Origin of the sequence: Neoroseomonas alkaliterrae (genome assembly GCF_014199195.1) — a bacterium.
In the GTDB taxonomy this organism is placed as follows: domain Bacteria; phylum Pseudomonadota; class Alphaproteobacteria; order Acetobacterales; family Acetobacteraceae; genus Neoroseomonas; species Neoroseomonas alkaliterrae.
In genome coordinates, this window is record NZ_JACIJE010000015.1 from 51,118 (window position 1) to 69,108 (window position 17,991).

A 17,991-nucleotide genomic window follows, 5' to 3' on the forward strand; every position below is an offset into this window, starting at 1 on the left:
CCGAACCGGGCGACTTCCCGCTGGACCGGCGCGGCTGGCCCCTGCCGCCGCGCTTCGGCTCGGGGCCTTTGGACCGGATCGCGCGCCGCATGTCGGTGCTGATCCGCGCCGGGCAGCACCGGCGGTTCAACGAGTTGCTGCTGGCCGTCCTGGCGCGTCGGCCATTGAACGAACTGCCGGTCCATGGCCCGCTGCCACGCGGCCCCATCCTGTCGGCCCACCGGCGGCGATGGGCGGGGCTGATGCGCTACGGCTACGCGCTGCGCTGGGAAGCGAAGGTCCGCACCGACAGCGAGGCCTTCGCGATCGTCATCCGCCCCGTGCTCGAGCCGGGTTATCTGGGCGACCCCCATGTCGTGTTCGGCCTGCTGGAGCCTTTCCTGAGGACGGCCGCCCGCGTGGCCAATGCGGAGGTGCCGCCGGACGGGCTCGAGGAGGAGCGCGCAAGGCTCGCGGGCATCTTCGCCGGCTTCGATCCGGCCCATCCGCCCATCGGCACGCAGCACCGCGATCAGCGCTACCGCGACCTGCTGATTGAGGCGATGGCCCTGGATCCGGCGGATTTCGAAGGCGCGGAAACCCGGGATGTCGTCGCCGCCGCGCTGCAGGCCGTGGAGGGCGCCGTGGCACTGCGCGTCAGCCGCTGGCGCGGCGAGGGCGGCACGCTGGACCTTGCGGATGTGCATGAACTGGCCGGCGAGGCCCTGCTCGGCCGCTCGCCCCGCCTCGGCACGCTCCGGGACATCGGGTGAGACGGTGGCTCATCATGCGCCGCGGCATCGGGCCCGGCTTCCCGGCTTCGGTCTCGCCCTCCCCGCATGCCGCGGAGGCCGGCGGCTTCGGCCGGCCGGGCTTAGGCACGCCGCCGAGACGCCGAAGCCTTGAGCCATCGGGCCGAGGCGCCCCGGATCAGCGCTCCAGCGTGCGCAGCCAGGCGATCAACGCGGAAACATCCTCCGCCGGGAAGGCGATCTCCGGCATGTCCGGGTGTCCCGTCGCGATGCCCTCGGCGAGCGACTCCGCGAGGTGTTCGACCGGATAGCGGCGGTGCAGGTCGCGGAAGGCAGGCGCATCGGCGCGTGGGCTGGCATCGGCGCGCCCGATGGCATGGCAGGCGCCGCAGTATTGCCGCGCGAGGCGTTCCCCGCGCGCAGGGTCATCGGCCCGCGCCGCACCGGCGGCAAGCAGGCCGAGCATGACGAACGCCCTCAGCATCCGCTCAGCGCCACCGTCGCGAAGCCGCGGATTTCCGAGGTCACGGACACCGCGATCTCGGCATTGCCCAGCACCACCGATTGCCGCTGCGGCAGGCCGGTGAAGCTCTGCGGCTCCTGCCCCGCGGCCTGGATCACCACCGTCGCGGCGCGCGTCAGGTCGTCGGTCTGGTTCGGAGCGCTCACCACCACGCGGATCAGCCCGTCATGCAGTTCGATGCCCGCATTCTCGGGCACCCTCGGGCCGTAGGCCACGGCGAACCGGCGGGAGGTGCCGCGGCCCTCGCAGCGCACGACCGGGCCGGCATCGCGCAGAAGCTGCTCCACCCGCGCCCGCGGCACGCCCGCGGCGATGCGTTCCTGCGCGAGGCGGAACATCGCCGCGGCGTCGCCCGCCGGCACGTCGCGCTCGTAGCGGCGCTGGAGCGCGGCGTAGTCCTGCCGGGCCTGGCGCAGCTCCCCTTCGAGGCGCGCATTCGTGGCGTGCAGCGTGCGGGTCTCGGTGCCGAGCGCCTCCAGCCGCCGCTCCAGCGCCGTGACCTCGGCGCGCGCGAGGTCGAGCCCGCCGCGATACGACCAGAAGGCGAGCCCCGCGAAGATGGCGAGCACCGTTCCCCATTTGGCAAACCAGAGGAACACCCGCCCCGCGCGTCTCCGCCGGTCCCGATTGCGTCGTCCGATCGCCATCTGCCCCGCTTGCCCAGCCAGAGCCCGCTTATAGACGCGAGGCGGGCGCGCAAGGCAACCCGCTGCCGCCTCAGCCGGATGGCAGCCACAGCACGTCCTCGATGCGAGGCGCGCCCGAGGCCAGCATCGCCAGCCGGTCGAAGCCCAGCGCGATGCCCGCCGTGGGCGGCAGCCCGTGCGCCAGCGCGGCGATGAAATCCTCGTCCACCTCCCAGCCCCGCTCGCCGGTGATGCGGCGGCGCGCCTCATTGGCCTCACGGAACCTCTCGCGCTGTTCGGCGGCATCGGTCAGTTCGTCGAAGGCGTTGGCGAGTTCGATGCCCGCGACGAACAGTTCGAAGCGCAGCGCGGCGCGCGGGTCGGCCGGGTCGCGCCGCGCGAGCGCCGCCTGCGGCGCGGGCCAGTGGGTGAGGAAGGTCGCGCGCTCCCGCCCGATGGCGGGCTCGATGCGCTCGAGCAGGAGGCGGAAGAACAGATCCTCCCACCCCTCTTCCCCGCGCGGGGGGAAGCCCGCGGCGGCCGCGGCCTCCCGCAGCGCATGGGCATCGCCGCCGGTGGCGAGGATGTCGAGCCCGTTGCAGTGGCGGCGGAAGGCTTCGGCCATGCTCAGCCGCTCGAAGGGCAGGCGGAGGTCGGTGCGGATGCCGCCATGCTCCACCACCGGCGGGCAGACGGCGCGCAGATAGGCCTCCGCCTCGTCCATGAGCCCGTCGAAGGTGAGGCCTGGGCGATACCATTCCAGCATGGTGAATTCCGGGGCGTGGCGGGCCGAGACCTCCCCGTTGCGCCAGACACGGGCGAGTTCGAAGACCGGCCCGGCGCCGCCCGCCAGCAGGCGCTTGATGGCCAGTTCCGGCGAGGTCCGCAGCCACAGCGTGCGCGGCGAGCCGGCGCCGAGATGGGGCTCGAACCGCGTGGCGAAAGCACGGATATGCACCTCCGCCCCGGGGGCGGGGACGAGGCAGGGCGTCTCGACCTCCCGGTAGCCGCGGGCGGCGAAGAAGGCGCGGGTGGCGGCGGTGAGCCTCGCCCGGGCATCGAGGAAGGGCAGCCGCGCGGCGAGGCGCTCGGGGTGCCAGTGGGGCTTGTCCATTGTGCGGGGCGGCGCGTTCCGGTAACCGCCGCGACCATGCCGGACGGAGAGAGCAGGCGCCAGACGCGCACCATCCGCGACGCGCGCGGGCTGGCCGCGGCCGGGCTGATTCCGCCCGGGGCCGAGGCCGCCGCCGCGCGCGTGGCCGGGCGCTACGCGATCTCCGTGACGGATCATGTCGCGCGGCTGATGAACCCCGCCGACCCGGCGGACCCGATCGCGCTGCAATACATCCCCGACTCCGCGGAACTCCTGACCGCGCCGGGGGAGACGGACGACCCAACGGCGGACGGCCCCTTCACCCCGGTCAAGGGGGTGGTGCACCGCTACCCCGACCGGGCGCTGCTGAAGCCGTTGCTGGCCTGCCCGGTCTATTGCCGCTTCTGCTTCCGGCGCGAGGTGGTGGGCCCGGATGGCGGGCTGCTGACCGAGGCGGAGCTGGAAGCCGCCCTTGCCTGGTTCGAACGCACCCCGGCAGTGCGGGAGGCGGTGCTGACCGGGGGCGACCCCTTCATGCTGAGCGCGCGGCGGCTCGGGGCGATGCTGCGGCGGCTGGCCGCGGTGCCGCATATCGAGACGCTGCGCGTGCATACCCGCGTGCCGGTGGCCGACCCCGCGCGGGTGGATGCGGCGCTGGTCCAGGCGCTGCGGGTGGAGAAGCCGGTCTATGTCGCGTTGCACGCCAACCACGCGCGGGAGTTCGCGGCCGAGGCGACCGCTGCCCTGTCGCGGCTGGCCGATGCCGGGGTGCCGCTCCTCGGCCAGTCCGTGCTGCTGCGCGGGGTGAACGACAGCGCGGAGGCGCTGGAGGCTCTGTTCCGGGCGATGCTGCGGGCGCGGGTGAAGCCCTACTACCTGCACGCCCTGGACCCAGCCCCGGGGGTTTCGCGCTTCGCGGTGCCTGATGCGGAGGGGCTGCGGTTGCTGGAAGGGCTCCGGGGGAAGGTGCCGGGGCACGGGTTGCCGGTGTTCGTGCGGGAGAGCCCTGCCGGGGGCGGGAAGAGGCCGGTGGCGCGGGCGTCCGGGGCGTGACGAGACGAAGGCTCTGCACCTCGAGGCCGCCCCCGGCTGAGCTGAAGGGCGATGGGCAGGACGAGCGCGACGGGAGGCCTGGCGAGCGACTTCGATCGCCGGAGCAGAACCTTCTCGCGATCTCCGCCCGCCTGCATCCCCGCAGGCTATGCAGCGCCGAGGGACGGAGCCGGCAGGCTGGGAAGGCCGGGCAGGAGGGTCGTCACCGCTGGCGGACGGTCCGGCGACCATGCGGCGCGGCGCGGTTCTCGTCCGGATGCGGCCGGTGGCGGCGGCGCCCGCATCGGGCATGCGCGCACCGCAAGGCCACTCGCTCGACGCGGACCGCCCCCGCTATGATGCCTGTGTATGGCCGGATCCCTCATCGCGTGGTTCGCTGGATGTGCCGGGGTGCGCTTGGACACGGTGCAACGCCGCATCGGACCCTCGCGCAACTTCATGTCGAACGGTTTGGAAGCGACGCTTGCCGTCTTGTGGGCTGTGCGGAGGCCGAGAAGAGGTTGCGGGGCGTCTCCTGCCGGATGCGACGGACAGAGGGATCGGATCGGGGGCGGCGTCAGGCCGCATGCGGTCGCCGTCGAGCGCAGACTGCGGGCCGTGGGCACGGGCGGCATCGGCCGGTGAGCATGATGATCGGCCTCTTCCAGGAAAGAACGGGCGGGCAGCCTTGCGGCACGCGTGGGAAGGGCGCGTCGGCACCGTTGCGCGTATCGCTCGCCGGACAGCACCGCGACGCGGGTTTCTTCCGCTGTGGCCGCATGGATCGGGGTTGCCCATCCCTCGCCCGCGCACTTCGGCGGAATCGCGTGCGCCTGAGACGGTGCGACGGGTTTCTGGAGCCGGAAGTCGGTCCTGCCGGCCGTTGCCGGACCGAGAAGCCTCGCCCTGCGCGCCCGGGATCGCCGCGCGAGGTCCGTTCACCGAGCAATACCGCGTCCAGGACGCCGGTTGGGCATAGAGGGTGATTCGATGTCAGAGACTTTGCAGTTCGAGACGTTCTCGGGCCAGCCCTATGTCATCAGCTATGAACCGACCGACCGCACCGACACGATCTACTGCCTCGCGCTGCACAAGAGCGGTTCGGTGTTGTTCGACAACCTGGTCAAGGCGATCTGTCACGCGTCCGGGCGCAGTTGCGTGGATGTCGAGGTCCAGCTCTTCCGCCAGGGCCTGAACTTCAGCCACTGCGACCATCATCTGCTCGACTTCTGCGGACGGCCGGGCTTCGTCTACTCCGGCTTCCGCGGCCTTTGGCAGCTCATGCTGCTCCGCCGCTTCCGCGATTCGCGCAAGCTGATGCTGGTCCGCGACCCCCGCGACATCGCGATCTCGTTCTATCATTCGATGGCCAAGAGCCACACCGTGCCGAAGGATGGCGCCGTGCGCGAGCTGGTCATGCAGAACCGCAGCCGCGCGCAATCGCAGGAGCCTTCCGACTATGTGATCAGCGGCGGGGCTGACGGGGTGCTGCAAAACTTCAACGCCTTCGCGATGATCAGCCGCAACCGCGCTTCCGGCGAATGGCAGGTCTACCGGTATGAGGACGTCATCTACCGCAAGCTCGACTGGGCGCGCGACATAGCCGCGCGGCTCGATGTGGAATTGCCCGAGGATGTGATCGCCAGGATCGTCGCGAAGGAGGACGTGTTCCCCGAGAAGGAGGATCCCAGCAAACACATCCGGCGGGTCCATCCCGGCGGCTATCGGGACTCGCTTTCCCGCGAGGCGATCGCGCACATCCAGGCCCGCTGCGCCAATGCGATGCGAATTTTCGGCTACGAGCCCGACTGACGCTGGCGGTCATCCGGTTTCGTGGAGACCTGCGGCAGCGGCGCTGCCGACTTCGCCTGGCTGAGAGCGGGACGCCTCGGGGAACTGGCGGAGGGAGTGCACCCGGATTCGAACCGTCGCCAGAGGCCACCCGCAGGGGAGGGCGAGTCGCCGAGGCAGCGGTTGCACTGGTAAGCGGAGCGGCTGATCGATCAGGGGCACATCAGACCTATTCAGCGGCGGCCCGCGGCCACTCGGGCATCTCGCCGCCGATGCGGCGCGTCAGGGCCGAGGCGGCCTCCAGCAGGATCGGGCGTGCGGCAGCCTGGGCGTCCGCTGTCCAGCGAATGACGGGGGCGGACAGGGCCAGCGCCCCGGCGAGCTTGTCGCCCGGCCCAAAGACCGGGGCAGCCATCGAGCCGGTGTGCGGATCCGTCGCGCCCATGGTCACGATCGGCAGGTCGAGCGAAGCGACATAGGGCGGCAGCGGCCGCGGCGCGAAGGCGCGCAGCACCTGCGCGATCGCCGAGCTGTCGAGCGGCAGCGCATCGCCGACCCGGACATGCAGGCGCAGCAGGTGGGGGCTGTCCACACGGAACAGGCAGAGCCGCTGCTCGCCGCGCCGGATGTAGAAGGCCGCGCTCTCGCCGGTGCGGGCGACGAGCTCCTCCAGCATCGGTACGACATGCGCCTCCATGCGGAAGGACTGCGTGTAGATCGTGCCGAGGCGGAGCACCTCGGCGTCCAGCCGGTAGGAGCTGTCCTCCTCGCGCGCGAGGTAGCCGTGCTCTTCCAGCGAGATGGCAAGGCGCATGATGGTGCTCTTCACCAGCCCGGTCCGCTCGGCCAGCTCCGCGAGGGAGAGGGACCGGTCGCCCTTGCGGAAGGCCGAGAGCACGGTCAGCGCACGGTCCGCCGAGGCCACGCCCTCCAGCGCCGGTCGCCGCTTGCCCTTTTCCGTCATGCCCAACCTCCGACCGCCCGGCCCAATGTAGCCGATGTTCTAGCCACTGATTCACCGCTCCGGCGATTCCGCCTGCGCGGATCAGGCGCTAATCGAGCCGCGCACGCAGGATGCTGCCGGTCTCGCTCTCGGTGATGAACACCTCGCGCCCGCCGGTGCCGCCCAGGCAGAGATTCGTCGTCGAGGCGCCAGCGCAGGAGGCGATCGCCAGGGTCGGCTCCGCCCGCGCATTGAAGCGCCATATGGTGCCGACGCCGGTATGCGCGACCAGCAGGTTGCCGCCCGAATCCCACGCCAGGCCATCCGGCCCGCCGGGGCCGCCATGCAGGTGGAGGAAGATCCCTGCCTTGGTGACCGCGCCGTCGCCATGCAGCGGCAGTCGCCAGACCTGGTTGGCGCGGGTGACGGCGACCAGCACATGCGACAGGTCCGGCGCCGCCACGATCCCGTTGGGGCTCGGCACGGTGCCGATCAGCAGGTCGAGCCGTCCGTCGGGCCGCAGGCGATAGACGCGCCCGGTCGGGTCGTGCAGGCCTGTCTGGCCCTGGTCGGTGAAGAAGATGCTGCCATCCGCGCCGATGCAGAGGTCGTTCAGCCCCCGGAAGCCTTCGCTGCGCGCGGTCTCCAGCAGCGGCGTGATCGCGCCGCTGGCCGGGTCGATCCGGATCAGACCGCGCTTGTAGTCGGTGACCAGCAGCGTGCCGTCGAGCGCGACCTTCAGCCCGTTCGGCCAGCCGTCGTACTCCGCGACCTGCTCCCATGCGCCGTCGGGCGCGATGCGGAAGATGCGGCCATACGGGATGTCGGTGACGTAGAGCCGCCCCTCGGCGTCGAAGCAGGGGCCTTCGAGAAAGCTGTCGATGTCCCGCCCGCCGCGGTTCCAGCGCGCCCATTCGGTGGCGCGTGGCCGCCGGAAGCGGTCCGGCAGCCGCGTGAAGACCTCGGTTCCGATGCGCGGCGGGGGGGCGAAGAACATCGGGCGCTACTGCCGCTCGATGCCGCTGGTCTCGGCCACTACGCGCCAGCGCGCCGTCTCCTCGGCCAGGATCGCCTCGAAAGCGGCCGGCGGCATGCCGCCCGGCGTGGAGGCGAGGGAGGCCAGGAAGTCGCGCATGTCCTGGGCCTCGAGGGCCCTCGCGACCTCGGCGTGCAGCCGCGTGACCACCGCGTCCGGCGTGCGCGCCGGTGCGGCCAGGCCGGACCAGTTCACCACGCCCTCGCCGTTCGGGCCGAAATTCGCCAGGCCCGCCTCGCGGAAGGTCGGCACGTCCGGCAGGACGGGCGTGCGCTGCGTGCCGCTCATGGCGAGCACCCGCAGCGCGCCGCCCTGCACATGGCCAAGGGCCGAACCGAGCGAGACCATCACGACGTCCACCTGGCGGGAGAGCACGTTGGTCACCGCCTCTCCGGCGCCGCGGAACGGCACGTGCAGCATCCGGATGCCCGCGGCCTGGGCGAAGGCGGCGGTGGCGAAGTGCGGCGCGCTGCCGATGCCGCCCGTGCCGTAGGTGATCCTCTCGGGCTCGCGCTTCGCGGCCGCGATCAGCGAAGCGAGGTCGCGCCAGGGCGCGTCGCTGTGGACGGCGATCATCACGGGCGAGAAGGCGCTGACCGTCACGAGCCGGAAGGCGTTCGCGTGGTCGAAGGGCAGGCGTTGGAAGAGGTAGGGCAGCATCGCGTAGGTGTTGTCCATCGCGAGCAGCGTGTGCCCGTCGGGCGCGGCGCGCGCGACATCGGCGGCGCCGATGGTTCCGGTGGCCCCCGACTTGTTCTCCACCACCACCGGCCGGCCGAGGCTCTCCGAGAGCTTGGGCGCGAGGCGTCGCGCGATCGTGTCCACGGCGCCGCCGGGCGCCCAGGCGACGACGATGCGGATCGGGCGGGACGGCCAGTCGGCTTGGGCAGCGGCGCTGCGCGGCACCGCGCCGAGAGCGAGCGGTGTCGCGGTAAGGGCGGAGCGGAGGATCTGGCGGCGGGAGAGCATGGTGGCGCGGTTCCTTCCCTGATCGCCCGCCAACACGGGCTTGCGTTTTGAAATGGCGTTTCGTTATAAGCCTCCGCAGCCCCGGCCTGTCAAGCAAAGCCGTGCGCAGGGAAGGAGACCTCCGGAATGCCCGCCCCCAGCCTCGGCCGTCGTGCCGCACTCCTTGGAGCAGCCTCGCTCCTGGCCACCCCCGCCCTGGCGCAGCGCGGCTGGCCGGCGGGGCGGCCGATCGAGATCGTGGTGCCTTTCGCGCCGGGCGGCGGCATGGACGCGATGGCGCGCACCGTCGCGCCCTTCCTGGCGGCGAAGCTTTCTGGGGCGCGCGTCGTGGTCTCCAACCGTCCCGGCGCCGGCGGCCAGCTCGGGACCGAGGCGGTGGCGAACGCCGCGCCGGACGGCTTCGTGCTCGGCGCCTGCGCGACCCCCACGGTGCTCAGCCAGCCCATCGAGCGGCCGGTGCGCTGGCGCCCGGCGGAGCTCACCTACCTCGCCCAGGTCGTCGAGGATCCCTGCGGCCTGTTCGTGCGGGCCGACAGCCCGCTGAAGAGCCTGCCGGACCTCCTGGCGGCCGCCCGCGCTCGCCCGGGGGATCTCTCCTACGGAACGGCCGGCATCGGCGGGGACGACCATATCGCGACCCTGCTGCTGGAGGAGGCGGCGAAGGTCCGCCTGAACCACGTGCCGTTCAACGGCACGTCGCAGCTCCTGGTCCCGCTGCTCGGCGGCCAGCTCGAGGTCGGCGCCTTCAACATCAGCGAGGCACTGCCGCTGCTCCGCGACCGCGCCATCCGCGGCCTGGCGCTGGCCAGCGAGGCGCGCGACCCGACCGCGCCCGACATCGCGACCTACCGCGAAGGTGGCGTAGACGTCGTATTCTCCGCCGGCCGGGGGATCTTCGGCCCGCCGGGCCTGCCCGACGCGATCCGCATCGCCATCGAGGAGGCCTTCGCGGCCATCTTCGCCGACCCTGCCTGGACCGAGGCCGCCAGCCGCGCCGGACTGCCGCTCAAGCCGCTGGTCGGCACGGCCTACCGCGATGCCGCGCTGGGCGGCGAGGCGGCGCTTCGCGCACTTTGGTCCCGGCGCCCCTGGAAAGAATGAAATCGCGTTTCGCCACTCACGCTGACGCCTCACCTGCCCGCGCAACCTGACAACGAAAGTCCCGCCATGCCCGTCGGCTTCAGGATCCTGCCCGTCACCCGCCGCATTGCCCCGGAGGTGGTGGCCCGCTTCCGCAGCCTGCCGGTCGCCAATGTGAGCGACGTCATGTCGCGCCTCACGGCCGGCGGCCCGCGGCTGCGCCCGATGCATGCGGGCGGCGTGCTCGCCGGCCCCGCCTTCACCGTGAAGACCCGGCCCGGCGACAACCTGATGATCCACAAGGCGCTCGCGCTCGCGGCGCCCGGCGATGTCATCGTCGTGGACGCCGGCGGGGACCTCACCAACGCCCTGATCGGCGAGCTGATGCTGGCGCAGATGGTCAAGCGCGGCCTGGGCGGCATCGTCCTCGACGGCGCCATCCGCGACAGCGCCGCGATCCGGGCGCAGGGCTTCCCGGTCTTCGCCGCCGGCGTCACCCATCGAGGCCCCTACAAGGACGGGCCCGGCGAGATCAACGTGCCGGTCGCGATCGACGGCATGGTGATCGAGCCCGGCGACCTCGTGCTCGGCGACGATGACGGCCTGCTCTGCGTCCCCTTCGCCGAGGCCGAGGCCATCCACGCCGCGGCGACGCAGAAGGCGGCCGCCGAGGCCCGGCAGATGAAGAACATCGAGGCCGGCACGCACGACGCCTCCTGGGTGGACGCCACGCTGCGCCGCCTCGGCTGCGACGGCCTCGCCTGACGCCACCGCGGAGCAGACCGATGTCCCTGAACAGCGCCGCGGCGCCCGTGGTGCTCGTCACCGCGCCGAAGCTCGCCCCCGAAGCCGTCGCGCTGCTGACCGCGGCGGGCTGCGAGGTCGCCTACACCGAGGCCTATCCCTCCGAGGCGGCGCTGTGCGCCGCCATCGCCCGGCACCGCCCGGCCGCGCTGCTGCATCGCCAGGGCGTCCTCAGCGCCGCCGTGATGGACGCGGCTGCACCCGACCTGCGCGTCATCGCCCGCCACGGCGCCGGCGTGGACGGCATCGACCTGGCCGCTGCCGAGGCGCGCGGCCTGGCGGTGACGCGCGCCGCCGGCGCCAACGCACGCGCCATCGCGGAGCACGCCTTCGCGCTGATGATGGCGCTCCTCAAGGATCTTCCGGCTGTCGGCGCTGCCATGGCCGGCGGCGCCTGGGAGAAGACGACGCGCATCGCGCGCGACGCCGAGGGGACGACGCTCGGCATCCTCGGCTATGGCGCGATCGGCGCGTGGCTCGCCCGTCTCGCCGACGCGTTCGGCATGCGCGTGCTGGCCTATGACCCGGCCTTGCCCGCAGGGCCGCTGCCGGGCCCCGGCGAGCGCGTGACGGAGCTCGACGCGCTGCTCGCCCGCGCCGAGGTGCTCTCGCTGCACTGCCCGCTCAACGAGGCGACACGCGGCCTGATCGGCGCGGCGGCGCTCACGCGGCTCCCGCGCGGGGCGATCCTGGTCAACACCGCCCGCGGTGGCATCGTGGACGAGGTTGCGCTGCTCGCCGCCCTCGACTCCGGCCACCTCGCCTGGGCCGGGCTCGATGTCTTCGCGCGCGAGCCCCTGCCCGAGGACAGCCCGCTCCGGCGGCATCCGCGCGTGCTCGCCTCGCCACATCTCGCCGCGAACACGCCGCGCGCGGTGGCCGCGATGGGGTGCTCGGCGGCGGAGAGCATCATCGCAATGCTCGCCGGGGGCACGCCCGCCTTGCCGGGCGCGCTCGTGCTGCCTGGCGGCCTTGCGGCGGTGCAGGCCCCGGCCGCGTAAACTGCGCTTTGAATCCCGACGCATCAGAGACCAAGCAAGGAGGAACGCATGAGCCCCTCAATCCGCGCCACGCGCCGTGGCATCCTCGCCGCCGGCCTCGCATCCCTCGCGATGCCCGTGGTGGCGCAGCCTGCCTGGCCGGCGGGCCGCCCGATCGAGATCATCGTCGGCTTCGCGCCGGGCGGCGGTACGGACGTGATGGTGCGCGCGCTGGCGCAGTTCCTCGCCCCCGAGCTGCCCGGCGCCAACTTCGCCGTGGTCAACCGGCCGGGCGCCGGCGGCGAGACCGCCTATGTCGCGCTGCAGAACGCGCGGCCCGACGGCTACACGCTCGGCACCATCAACACGCCTGGCTTCCTATCGCTCGGCGTCCAGCGGCGTGTCCGCTACGACCGCGCGCAGATCCGACTGATCGCGCGCCTGGTGGACGACCCGAGCGCCTTCGTGGTGCACCGGGATTCGCCCTATCGGACGTTGAAGGATCTGGTCGAGGCCGCGAAGCGCCGGCCCGGCACCATCAGCGTCGGCTCCTCGGGCATCGGCACCGACGACCATCTCGGCCTGACGCTGTTCGAGGCCGCGTCGGGCACCGAGTTCATCCACGTGCCCTTCGCCGGCGCGGGACCGACGCGCAACGCCGTGCTCGGCCGGCAGATCGACGTCGCCGGCCTCAACCTCGGCGAGATCGGGATGCTGGGCCAGGAGAACCCGGTGCTCCGCGCGCTTGCCGGTATGGGGGAACGGCGCTGGGACCTGATGCCCGACGTGCCCACCTTCCGCGAGGAGGGCTACGACGTGCTGATGAGCAGCGAGCGTGGCCTGGGCGCACCGCGCGGCGTCCCGGACGAGGTCGCGAAGCGCCTCGAGGATGCGATCGCGAAGGTGATCGCGACACCCGAATGGGCCGAGAAGGTACGCCAGCTCGAGCTGGCGATGGACTTCCTGCGGGGCGCGGAGTGGGAGGCGCAGATGCCGGCGCAGCTCCGGCGCTACCAGCAGATCTGGGAACGGACGCCCTGGCAGTGACGGGCGGCGCGGAGGAGCCAGGCCTCGCCGCGCGGCGCGTCGCGGCGGCCAGCATCCGGGCGCAGATCCTCGGCATCCTCCTCGCCTGGGGCATGCCGGAGGATCTTGCGAACACGACCGCGGAGGTGATGAGCGAGACCGACCTGATGGGTGTCGACTCGCACGGCATCTCGATGCTGATGCTCTACGAGCGGATGCGCCTGGCGGGGCAGCTCAGGCTGCAGGCGCGACCGCGCGTGGTGCGCGAGAATGCCTGCACCGCGCTTGTCGATGGAGGCGCCGGCCTCGGCCATCCCGTCGGCGTCATGGCGATGCGGCTCGCGGTGGAGAAGTCGCTGGCGGCCGGCATCGGGGCGGTGGGTGTGTTCAACTCCCACCACTTCGGCGCCGCGGGCTACTATGCGCGCCTCGCGACGGAGCGCGGGCTGCTCGCAATGGTCACGAGTTCGGCGCGCGGCGTGCTCGTCGTGCCGACGCGCGGTGCGATCCCCGTGCTCGGGACCAACCCGATCGCCTTCGGTGCGCCGGCGGGGCGAAGCCGGCCCGTCGTGCTGGACATCGCGACGAGCACCGTCGCGGCGAACAAGGTCAAGGTCTACGACCTCCGCGGCAAGACGCTGCCAGAGGGCTGGGTGGTCGACGAGGCGGGCCGGTCCGTGGCCGATGCCTCCATGGCGATGGAGTATCTGTACCGGCGGGCGGAGGGCGGCTTGACGCCGCTCGGCGGGACGCCGGACACGGGAAGCCACAAGGGGTATGGCCTGGCCCTGATGGCGCAGATCCTGGGCGCGACGCTGACCGGCGGTTCCTTCTCCCCGCTGCGGGAGAGCCGCCGGACGCAGGCCGACGAGCCGGACAATGTCGGCCACTTCTTCATGGCGGTTGAGCCGCGCGCCTTCCGGCCGCCCGGAGCCTTCGAGGACGACATGGACGCGATGATCGACGTGCTGCACGGCACGCGGCCAGCCGATCCGGACCGGCCGGTCCTTGTCCCGGGAGAGCCCGAGGACCTCGCCCGGGCCGAGCGGCTGCGGGACGGCGTTCCGATCCCGCCGGCGCTCGACTGGCATGTGCGGGATATCTGCGAACGGTCCGGCGTCGCCTACGTCCTGCAGGATCGCTGAGAATCCCGCGGCGTTCTCATCTGCGAGAGATCAGCTGGGCGTCTCGTCCAGCCGGTAGATGCGCGTCGCCGTGCCGGAGAACAGGGCCGTCCGTTCCTCTTCTCCGGCGCCGGCGGCAAGGCGCTTGAATGCGTTCCAGAGCACGCCGTAGCTGCACATCCCCTTGTCCACGGGGAAGTTGCTCTCGAACATGCAGCGCTGCGCGCCGAATGCCTCGATGAGCGTTTGGATGACGGGACGCCATGCCGACGCGAGTTCGGCCGAAGTCGGCGGCAGGTCTCGCAGGTGGAAGTCGTGCCCGCCGACTTCCATGGCAAGGCCGCCAAGCTTCATCAGCGTGTTCGGCAGGGCGGCGAGCGCCAGCACTTCCCGGCGCCACGCGGCGAAGCCTTCCTCCCGGCGCCCCGCGAACGGCCCGACGCCGAGCGGGCCACCACAGTGGTTCACCACAACCGTCAGTTCCGGAACGGCCCGGGCGAGGGCTGCGACGAGGGGCAACTGCGTCTGGTAGGCCCAGACGTCGAGCACAAGGCCAAGCCCGGCAAGCCGGCGCGCACCCTCGACGAAACGCGGATCCTCAAGTGGTCCTGGCGGCGGACCGAGCAGGTTGGACCTGATCGCGGGGGAGGGATGCCAGGCCGTGCGGTTGCGCACGCCCCGGAACCTTGCGCGCGCCGTCGCAAGATGCGCTTCGAGCAGCGGTGTAACGCGGTCTCCAAGGGTCAGGTCCACGAAGCCGACGATACCCGTGCAGGCCCGCACCGGCCCGTAGGCGCCGCTGGCGCTGGCGGCGGCGATACCGTTGATGAACTCGGTCTCACCCAGGGAGCGCTCCTCCTCGGGGCCGCTCGCGCGGTACATCGCGCCGCACTGGACGAAGACCGTAGCCCGCACGGCGTGCCCTGTGGAAGTGTCCTGCAGCAGATCGTCGAGCAGGTAGCGCTCACCCTCGCGATCCCAGAGATGGTGGTGCGGGTCCACGATCGGGAGCGCGGGTTCGATCGGGTCCTCCCTCATCTGCGCGAGCCACTCTGAACGGACGGCGATTTGGCGCGATGGCGTGAGGCTGGGAGTAACCGAGGGCTTCATGGCTCGAAGAGTGCCCGCCGCTGCCCAGACAACGCAAGTCAGGTGCTCACGGAAGTGACATGACCGACGCGGCGCGTCGGACGGCAGGCGTCGAGTGCTGCGTTCCGAGCGGCAGCGGCCGCGGTTACGCTTCTAGCATCTGCCCGAGTTTTCCGGCCAACACGCAGGTGTCGCGGTCAAGCGACCCTTCGCTTCACCACCTGCACCGCCAGTGGCGCCGCGGCGAGATCCACCGTCGATGCGCTGACGTTCCGCGCCGTCACGCGCACGCTGTTGTTGGACCACACATGGCAGTCCAGCACGAAGGCGATGCTGCTGGTGTCGAGCGACGCGTCCGCGAAGTCGCCGCGCCGCGCGCCCGGCACCGAGACGTCCACGTTGGCCGTCGCGCCGGGCCCGAGGCTCGGCAGGTCCCAGCTCGTCTCCAGCGCCAGCGTTCGCGTTCCGGCAGGTAGCGACGGGCAGCCGGAGAGCACCGCCGGCGCATCCTCCGGCAGGCCGTAGAGCCGCAGCGCCTCGAGCTCGATCTGCCCGTCGAAGCCGATGATGCCGATCTGCGCGAAGGCCACGCCGGCCCCGAGCCGCACCGTCTGCCGCCGGTTCAGTGAGCTGTCCTGCATCACCGCGCCCGCCTGCCAGCTCTTCGAGGCGGTGTCCCACTGCATCGTGGTGCCGGAGGCCAGAACGTCCTGCGGCTGGTTCTCCCGCACCATGCCGGCCCCGTCGAAGCAGCGGAGGCAGAGCCGCCCGCCATCCGCGCCGCCGACCAGCCAATGCGCCAACGCGAACTCCTTCGCGTGGGTGGTTTGCACCACGAAGGCCACCCCGCGGTTCGCGTTCAGCAGCAGCCCCCGCCCGGTCGCGGCGATGCCGTCGAGCCCGTTCCAGGACAGCGCCGCCATGGTGGTCTCGGTCGTGGTGGAGGTCGCGATGATGCAGGCCCCCTCCACGCCGATCTCGGTGTTGCTGTGGCGGAAGGCGGCGGCGCGGAGGTTCGGGATGTTCGCCAGCAGCCGGGTCAGCCGCGACGCCGGCGCGCGGTGGCGGTTGTAGACCGCGTTGCCGGCGCGGGTGGCCGTCGCCGTGTAGTCGATGCCGATGGTGTAGGTCTGCGCCCAGGCCACCTCGTACTCGCAGTCGGTCGCCGCGCCGGTGTGCCGCGCCGCGAGCGGCGAGCAGGCCTCCATGCGCATGCCGCGCGCGATGATCGCGGTGCCGCTGGTCTCGTTCAGGAAGGGGATGGCGACGTTCGGGTCGAGCTGGCGCAGCTCGAAGTTCGGCCCGTCGAAGATGTGCCGGTTGTGGTTGTTGTAGGCCCCGGCCTGGCGCGAGAAGCGCACACCGAAGCGGTCGAGGGTCGGGTTGATCCCGGTCGCGCAGGCGAAGTGGCCGCCATAGTAGCGGATCGAGGTGTTCCAGGCCGTGGCGGTGGCGCAGTGGGCGTCGAGCCCGTAGCGGTTATTCAGGATGCGCCCGAGGATCAGCGTGGTGTCCTCGAAGCCGCGGCCGTCGCCGAGGGTGCGCAGCCCGATCGTGAAGCCCGAGACGAGGCGGAGGTCGAGCAGAGAGGAGTCGAGGTTGCGCGCGAGGATGCCGATGTCGGCCTCGCTCAGCCAGTCGGACTGGATCTGCCGCGTGACCTGCAGGTTGAGGTAGAGCTTCTCGCCGTTGCGGGTGGTGCCGCCATCGCCGAGCGTCAGGACCGTCGCCGGCGCGTTGGCCGCGCCGGTGTACTGGATCACCCCCTGCATGATCAGCCCGCGGGCGCCGGCGCCGAGGGTGACGCCGGCATCGACGTTCCAGGTGCCGGGCGGGATGACCGCGAACTTCCCGTCCGCCGCGGCGCGGTCGAAGCAGGCCTGGATGGCGACGCGGTCGTTCGCCGCGCCGTCGCCGAGGCCGCCGAAGTCGCGCGGCAGCACCGCCTCGCGGTCGCGGAGGTACTTCGCCAGGTCGGTCTTGGAGATGTTCTGGCCGAGGACCAACAGGTCGTCGATGCGGGCGGCCATGTCGCGGCTCCTACAGCGCGGTCGCGGTGACGGGCCCGACGAGGGCCGAGACGTTGCCCTCGGCGGAGACGGCGCGGAGCCAGTACCAACGGGTCTGCCCGGCGGTGAGGCCGGTGCGGTCCCAGGGAAGCGCGGTCGGCTCGGTGACGAGCTTCACCGCAGCGGCGAGGCTGGCGCTGCTGGCCTCGAACACCTGCAGCCGCACCGCGTCGGCCGGGAAGCCGCCGGAGAGCCGCACGCCGCCGGTGATGCCGAGCGCGGCGGGCGCGGTCACGGCTCCGGGGATCGCCGCCTCCCGCCAGCCCGACACCGCCCCGCTGCGGGCCACCGCGCGCGCCCGGAAGGCGGTCGGCTCGGTGGTCGGGACCGAGGCCGCGGTCGCGCCCAGGGCGCCCCCATAGCCCTGCCAGGTGGCAACGGAGGCGGGGCGGAACTCGAACTCGTAGCCGGCCAGGTAGGCGCTGCCGACCGCCGACCAGGAGACGCCGAGCGCGGCGAAGGCGGTGCCCGCTGGCGTGTCCACTACGATCGAGGCCGGCGCGGCGATCACGCCTGGGTTCGGCAGCACGACGGAGGGGCTGTCGCCGGCTGCGCGCTCGTCGACCGCCGGGTTCCAATCCCACACCGCTGGGTCCTCCTCGGACAGCGTGAGGTCCACTCCACCATCCGGCGACAGTCGCCAGCCCGTCACCCGCGCCGGGAACGGCCCGACGCGGTCGAGGGCGACCGTCACGCCGTCCCAGGGCCGCAGCCGCAGCGCCGAGAGGTTGGCCGGGAAGGCCACCTCGCGCTGGCGACGGATTCGCTCGAGCTCAGCCTTCATCAGCCGCTGTACCGTCGCGACCGACGTGGTCAGCGGGTACTCGAGGTCCCGGTAGATCTGCTCGCCGCCGTCCTCGGCGACGTAGTTCGAGGCGAGCAGCGGCGGCGCGTCGGTCGGCTGCCAGTTCTTCGCCGGGTCGACGTAGACGGCCCGCACCCCGTTGAAGAGATCGCGCCGCGGCCGGCTGCCCTGGATCGTGACGTCGCCCCGCAGGTCGTCCGAGGTGAGCGTCGCCGCCGGCAGCGCCGGGCCGCCGGCATGGATGAAGAACCGCCCGCCCGAGACCACCAG

General features: G+C 72.2%; 17 protein-coding genes. 8 read left to right on the forward strand and 9 right to left on the reverse strand.

All coding sequences use genetic code 11. From position 1 onward, the window contains the following. Positions 1 to 89: 89 nt before the first annotated feature. The gene (locus tag FHS88_RS19000; protein ID WP_184487074.1) at positions 90 to 752 is read left to right on the forward strand and encodes a hypothetical protein; all 663 of its coding nucleotides are present in this window, start codon (positions 90 to 92) and stop codon (positions 750 to 752) included. A 157-nt stretch (positions 753 to 909) separates the two neighbouring features. On the opposite strand, the gene FHS88_RS19005 is transcribed toward FHS88_RS19000, so the two are convergent. The 3 genes from FHS88_RS19005 to epmA form a co-directional block, all read right to left on the reverse strand. Continuing rightward, complete coding sequence (locus FHS88_RS19005) at positions 910 to 1,197, reverse strand: c-type cytochrome (RefSeq protein ID WP_221244495.1); 288 nt, start codon at positions 1,195 to 1,197, stop codon at positions 910 to 912. Positions 1,198 to 1,208: 11 nt separating this feature from the next. Continuing rightward, on the reverse strand, positions 1,209 to 1,853 hold the full coding sequence (locus FHS88_RS19010; protein WP_184487076.1) for a hypothetical protein: 645 nt from the start codon (positions 1,851 to 1,853) through the stop codon (positions 1,209 to 1,211). A 118-nt stretch (positions 1,854 to 1,971) separates the two neighbouring features. Then, complete coding sequence (gene epmA / locus FHS88_RS19015) at positions 1,972 to 2,994, reverse strand: EF-P lysine aminoacylase EpmA (RefSeq protein ID WP_184487077.1); 1,023 nt, start codon at positions 2,992 to 2,994, stop codon at positions 1,972 to 1,974. Between the two features lie 36 nt (positions 2,995 to 3,030). Between epmA and FHS88_RS19020 the strand changes: the two genes are divergently transcribed. Both FHS88_RS19020 and FHS88_RS19025 read left to right on the forward strand, forming a co-directional pair. Next, the gene (locus tag FHS88_RS19020) at positions 3,031 to 4,026 is read left to right on the forward strand and encodes a lysine-2,3-aminomutase-like protein (protein ID WP_184487078.1); all 996 of its coding nucleotides are present in this window, start codon (positions 3,031 to 3,033) and stop codon (positions 4,024 to 4,026) included. Positions 4,027 to 5,007: 981 nt separating this feature from the next. Further along, entirely contained in the window at positions 5,008 to 5,817 is an 810-nt protein-coding gene (locus FHS88_RS19025; protein WP_184487079.1) for a sulfotransferase domain-containing protein, read from the forward strand. Positions 5,818 to 6,025: 208 nt separating this feature from the next. On the opposite strand, the gene FHS88_RS19030 is transcribed toward FHS88_RS19025, so the two are convergent. From FHS88_RS19030 to FHS88_RS19040, 3 genes are all read right to left on the reverse strand, one after another. Beyond that, entirely contained in the window at positions 6,026 to 6,760 is a 735-nt protein-coding gene (locus FHS88_RS19030) for an IclR family transcriptional regulator (protein ID WP_184487080.1), read from the reverse strand. Between the two features lie 88 nt (positions 6,761 to 6,848). Continuing rightward, positions 6,849 to 7,736, reverse strand: coding sequence for an SMP-30/gluconolactonase/LRE family protein (locus FHS88_RS19035; RefSeq protein ID WP_184487081.1), 888 nt, complete (start codon positions 7,734 to 7,736; stop codon positions 6,849 to 6,851). Between the two features lie 6 nt (positions 7,737 to 7,742). After that, the gene (locus FHS88_RS19040; RefSeq protein ID WP_184487082.1) at positions 7,743 to 8,744 is read right to left on the reverse strand and encodes a Bug family tripartite tricarboxylate transporter substrate binding protein; all 1,002 of its coding nucleotides are present in this window, start codon (positions 8,742 to 8,744) and stop codon (positions 7,743 to 7,745) included. A gap of 126 nt (positions 8,745 to 8,870) precedes the next feature. Here FHS88_RS19040 and FHS88_RS19045 point away from each other — a divergent pair, with 126 nt between their 5' ends. The 5 genes from FHS88_RS19045 (at position 8,871) to FHS88_RS19060 (ending at position 13,779) form a co-directional block, all read left to right on the forward strand. Next, positions 8,871 to 9,845, forward strand: coding sequence for a tripartite tricarboxylate transporter substrate binding protein (locus FHS88_RS19045; protein WP_184487083.1), 975 nt, complete (start codon positions 8,871 to 8,873; stop codon positions 9,843 to 9,845). A 66-nt stretch (positions 9,846 to 9,911) separates the two neighbouring features. Then, a complete protein-coding gene (locus FHS88_RS19050) occupies positions 9,912 to 10,589 on the forward strand; it encodes an RraA family protein (protein ID WP_184487084.1) in 678 nt (225 codons plus the stop codon). A gap of 20 nt (positions 10,590 to 10,609) precedes the next feature. After that, entirely contained in the window at positions 10,610 to 11,629 is a 1,020-nt protein-coding gene (locus FHS88_RS19055; protein ID WP_184487085.1) for an NAD(P)-dependent oxidoreductase, read from the forward strand. Positions 11,630 to 11,677: 48 nt separating this feature from the next. Beyond that, positions 11,678 to 12,655 carry a tripartite tricarboxylate transporter substrate binding protein gene (locus FHS88_RS20625; RefSeq protein WP_211842471.1) on the forward strand — a complete coding sequence of 326 codons (978 nt, stop codon included), beginning with the start codon at positions 11,678 to 11,680 and terminating at the stop codon, positions 12,653 to 12,655. Continuing rightward, positions 12,652 to 13,779: an Ldh family oxidoreductase gene (locus FHS88_RS19060; protein WP_211842470.1), complete on the forward strand. Its 1,128-nt coding sequence runs from the start codon at positions 12,652 to 12,654 to the stop codon at positions 13,777 to 13,779. The genes FHS88_RS20625 and FHS88_RS19060 overlap by 4 nt, the downstream gene beginning before the upstream one ends. A gap of 30 nt (positions 13,780 to 13,809) precedes the next feature. On the opposite strand, the gene FHS88_RS19065 is transcribed toward FHS88_RS19060, so the two are convergent. The 3 genes from FHS88_RS19065 to FHS88_RS19075 all read right to left on the reverse strand — a co-directional run. Then, positions 13,810 to 14,868 (reverse strand): amidohydrolase family protein, encoded by a 1,059-nt coding sequence (locus tag FHS88_RS19065; protein ID WP_184487087.1) that lies wholly within the window; start codon positions 14,866 to 14,868, stop codon positions 13,810 to 13,812. A gap of 176 nt (positions 14,869 to 15,044) precedes the next feature. Continuing rightward, on the reverse strand, positions 15,045 to 16,877 hold the full coding sequence (locus FHS88_RS19070; protein ID WP_184487088.1) for a hypothetical protein: 1,833 nt from the start codon (positions 16,875 to 16,877) through the stop codon (positions 15,045 to 15,047). Positions 16,878 to 16,887: 10 nt separating this feature from the next. Beyond that, positions 16,888 to 17,991 (reverse strand): phage tail protein (locus FHS88_RS19075; protein ID WP_246420336.1); only part of this gene is annotated, 1,104 nt, incomplete at its 5' end.

Coding starts and splice junctions, on each gene's coding strand:
- FHS88_RS19000 (WP_184487074.1), top strand. CDS start 90: ATGTCGGTGCTGATCCGCGCCGGGCAGCACCGGCGGTTCAACGAGTTG.
- FHS88_RS19005 (WP_221244495.1), bottom strand. CDS start 1,197: ATGCTCGGCCTGCTTGCCGCCGGTGCGGCGCGGGCCGATGACCCTGCG.
- epmA (WP_184487077.1), bottom strand. CDS start 2,994: ATGGACAAGCCCCACTGGCACCCCGAGCGCCTCGCCGCGCGGCTGCCC.
- FHS88_RS19020 (WP_184487078.1), top strand. CDS start 3,031: ATGCCGGACGGAGAGAGCAGGCGCCAGACGCGCACCATCCGCGACGCG.
- FHS88_RS19030 (WP_184487080.1), bottom strand. CDS start 6,760: ATGACGGAAAAGGGCAAGCGGCGACCGGCGCTGGAGGGCGTGGCCTCG.
- FHS88_RS19035 (WP_184487081.1), bottom strand. CDS start 7,736: ATGTTCTTCGCCCCCCCGCCGCGCATCGGAACCGAGGTCTTCACGCGG.
- FHS88_RS19040 (WP_184487082.1), bottom strand. CDS start 8,744: ATGCTCTCCCGCCGCCAGATCCTCCGCTCCGCCCTTACCGCGACACCG.
- FHS88_RS19045 (WP_184487083.1), top strand. CDS start 8,871: ATGCCCGCCCCCAGCCTCGGCCGTCGTGCCGCACTCCTTGGAGCAGCC.
- FHS88_RS19050 (WP_184487084.1), top strand. CDS start 9,912: ATGCCCGTCGGCTTCAGGATCCTGCCCGTCACCCGCCGCATTGCCCCG.
- FHS88_RS19055 (WP_184487085.1), top strand. CDS start 10,610: ATGTCCCTGAACAGCGCCGCGGCGCCCGTGGTGCTCGTCACCGCGCCG.
- FHS88_RS20625 (WP_211842471.1), top strand. CDS start 11,678: ATGAGCCCCTCAATCCGCGCCACGCGCCGTGGCATCCTCGCCGCCGGC.
- FHS88_RS19065 (WP_184487087.1), bottom strand. CDS start 14,868: ATGAAGCCCTCGGTTACTCCCAGCCTCACGCCATCGCGCCAAATCGCC.
- FHS88_RS19070 (WP_184487088.1), bottom strand. CDS start 16,877: ATGGCCGCCCGCATCGACGACCTGTTGGTCCTCGGCCAGAACATCTCC.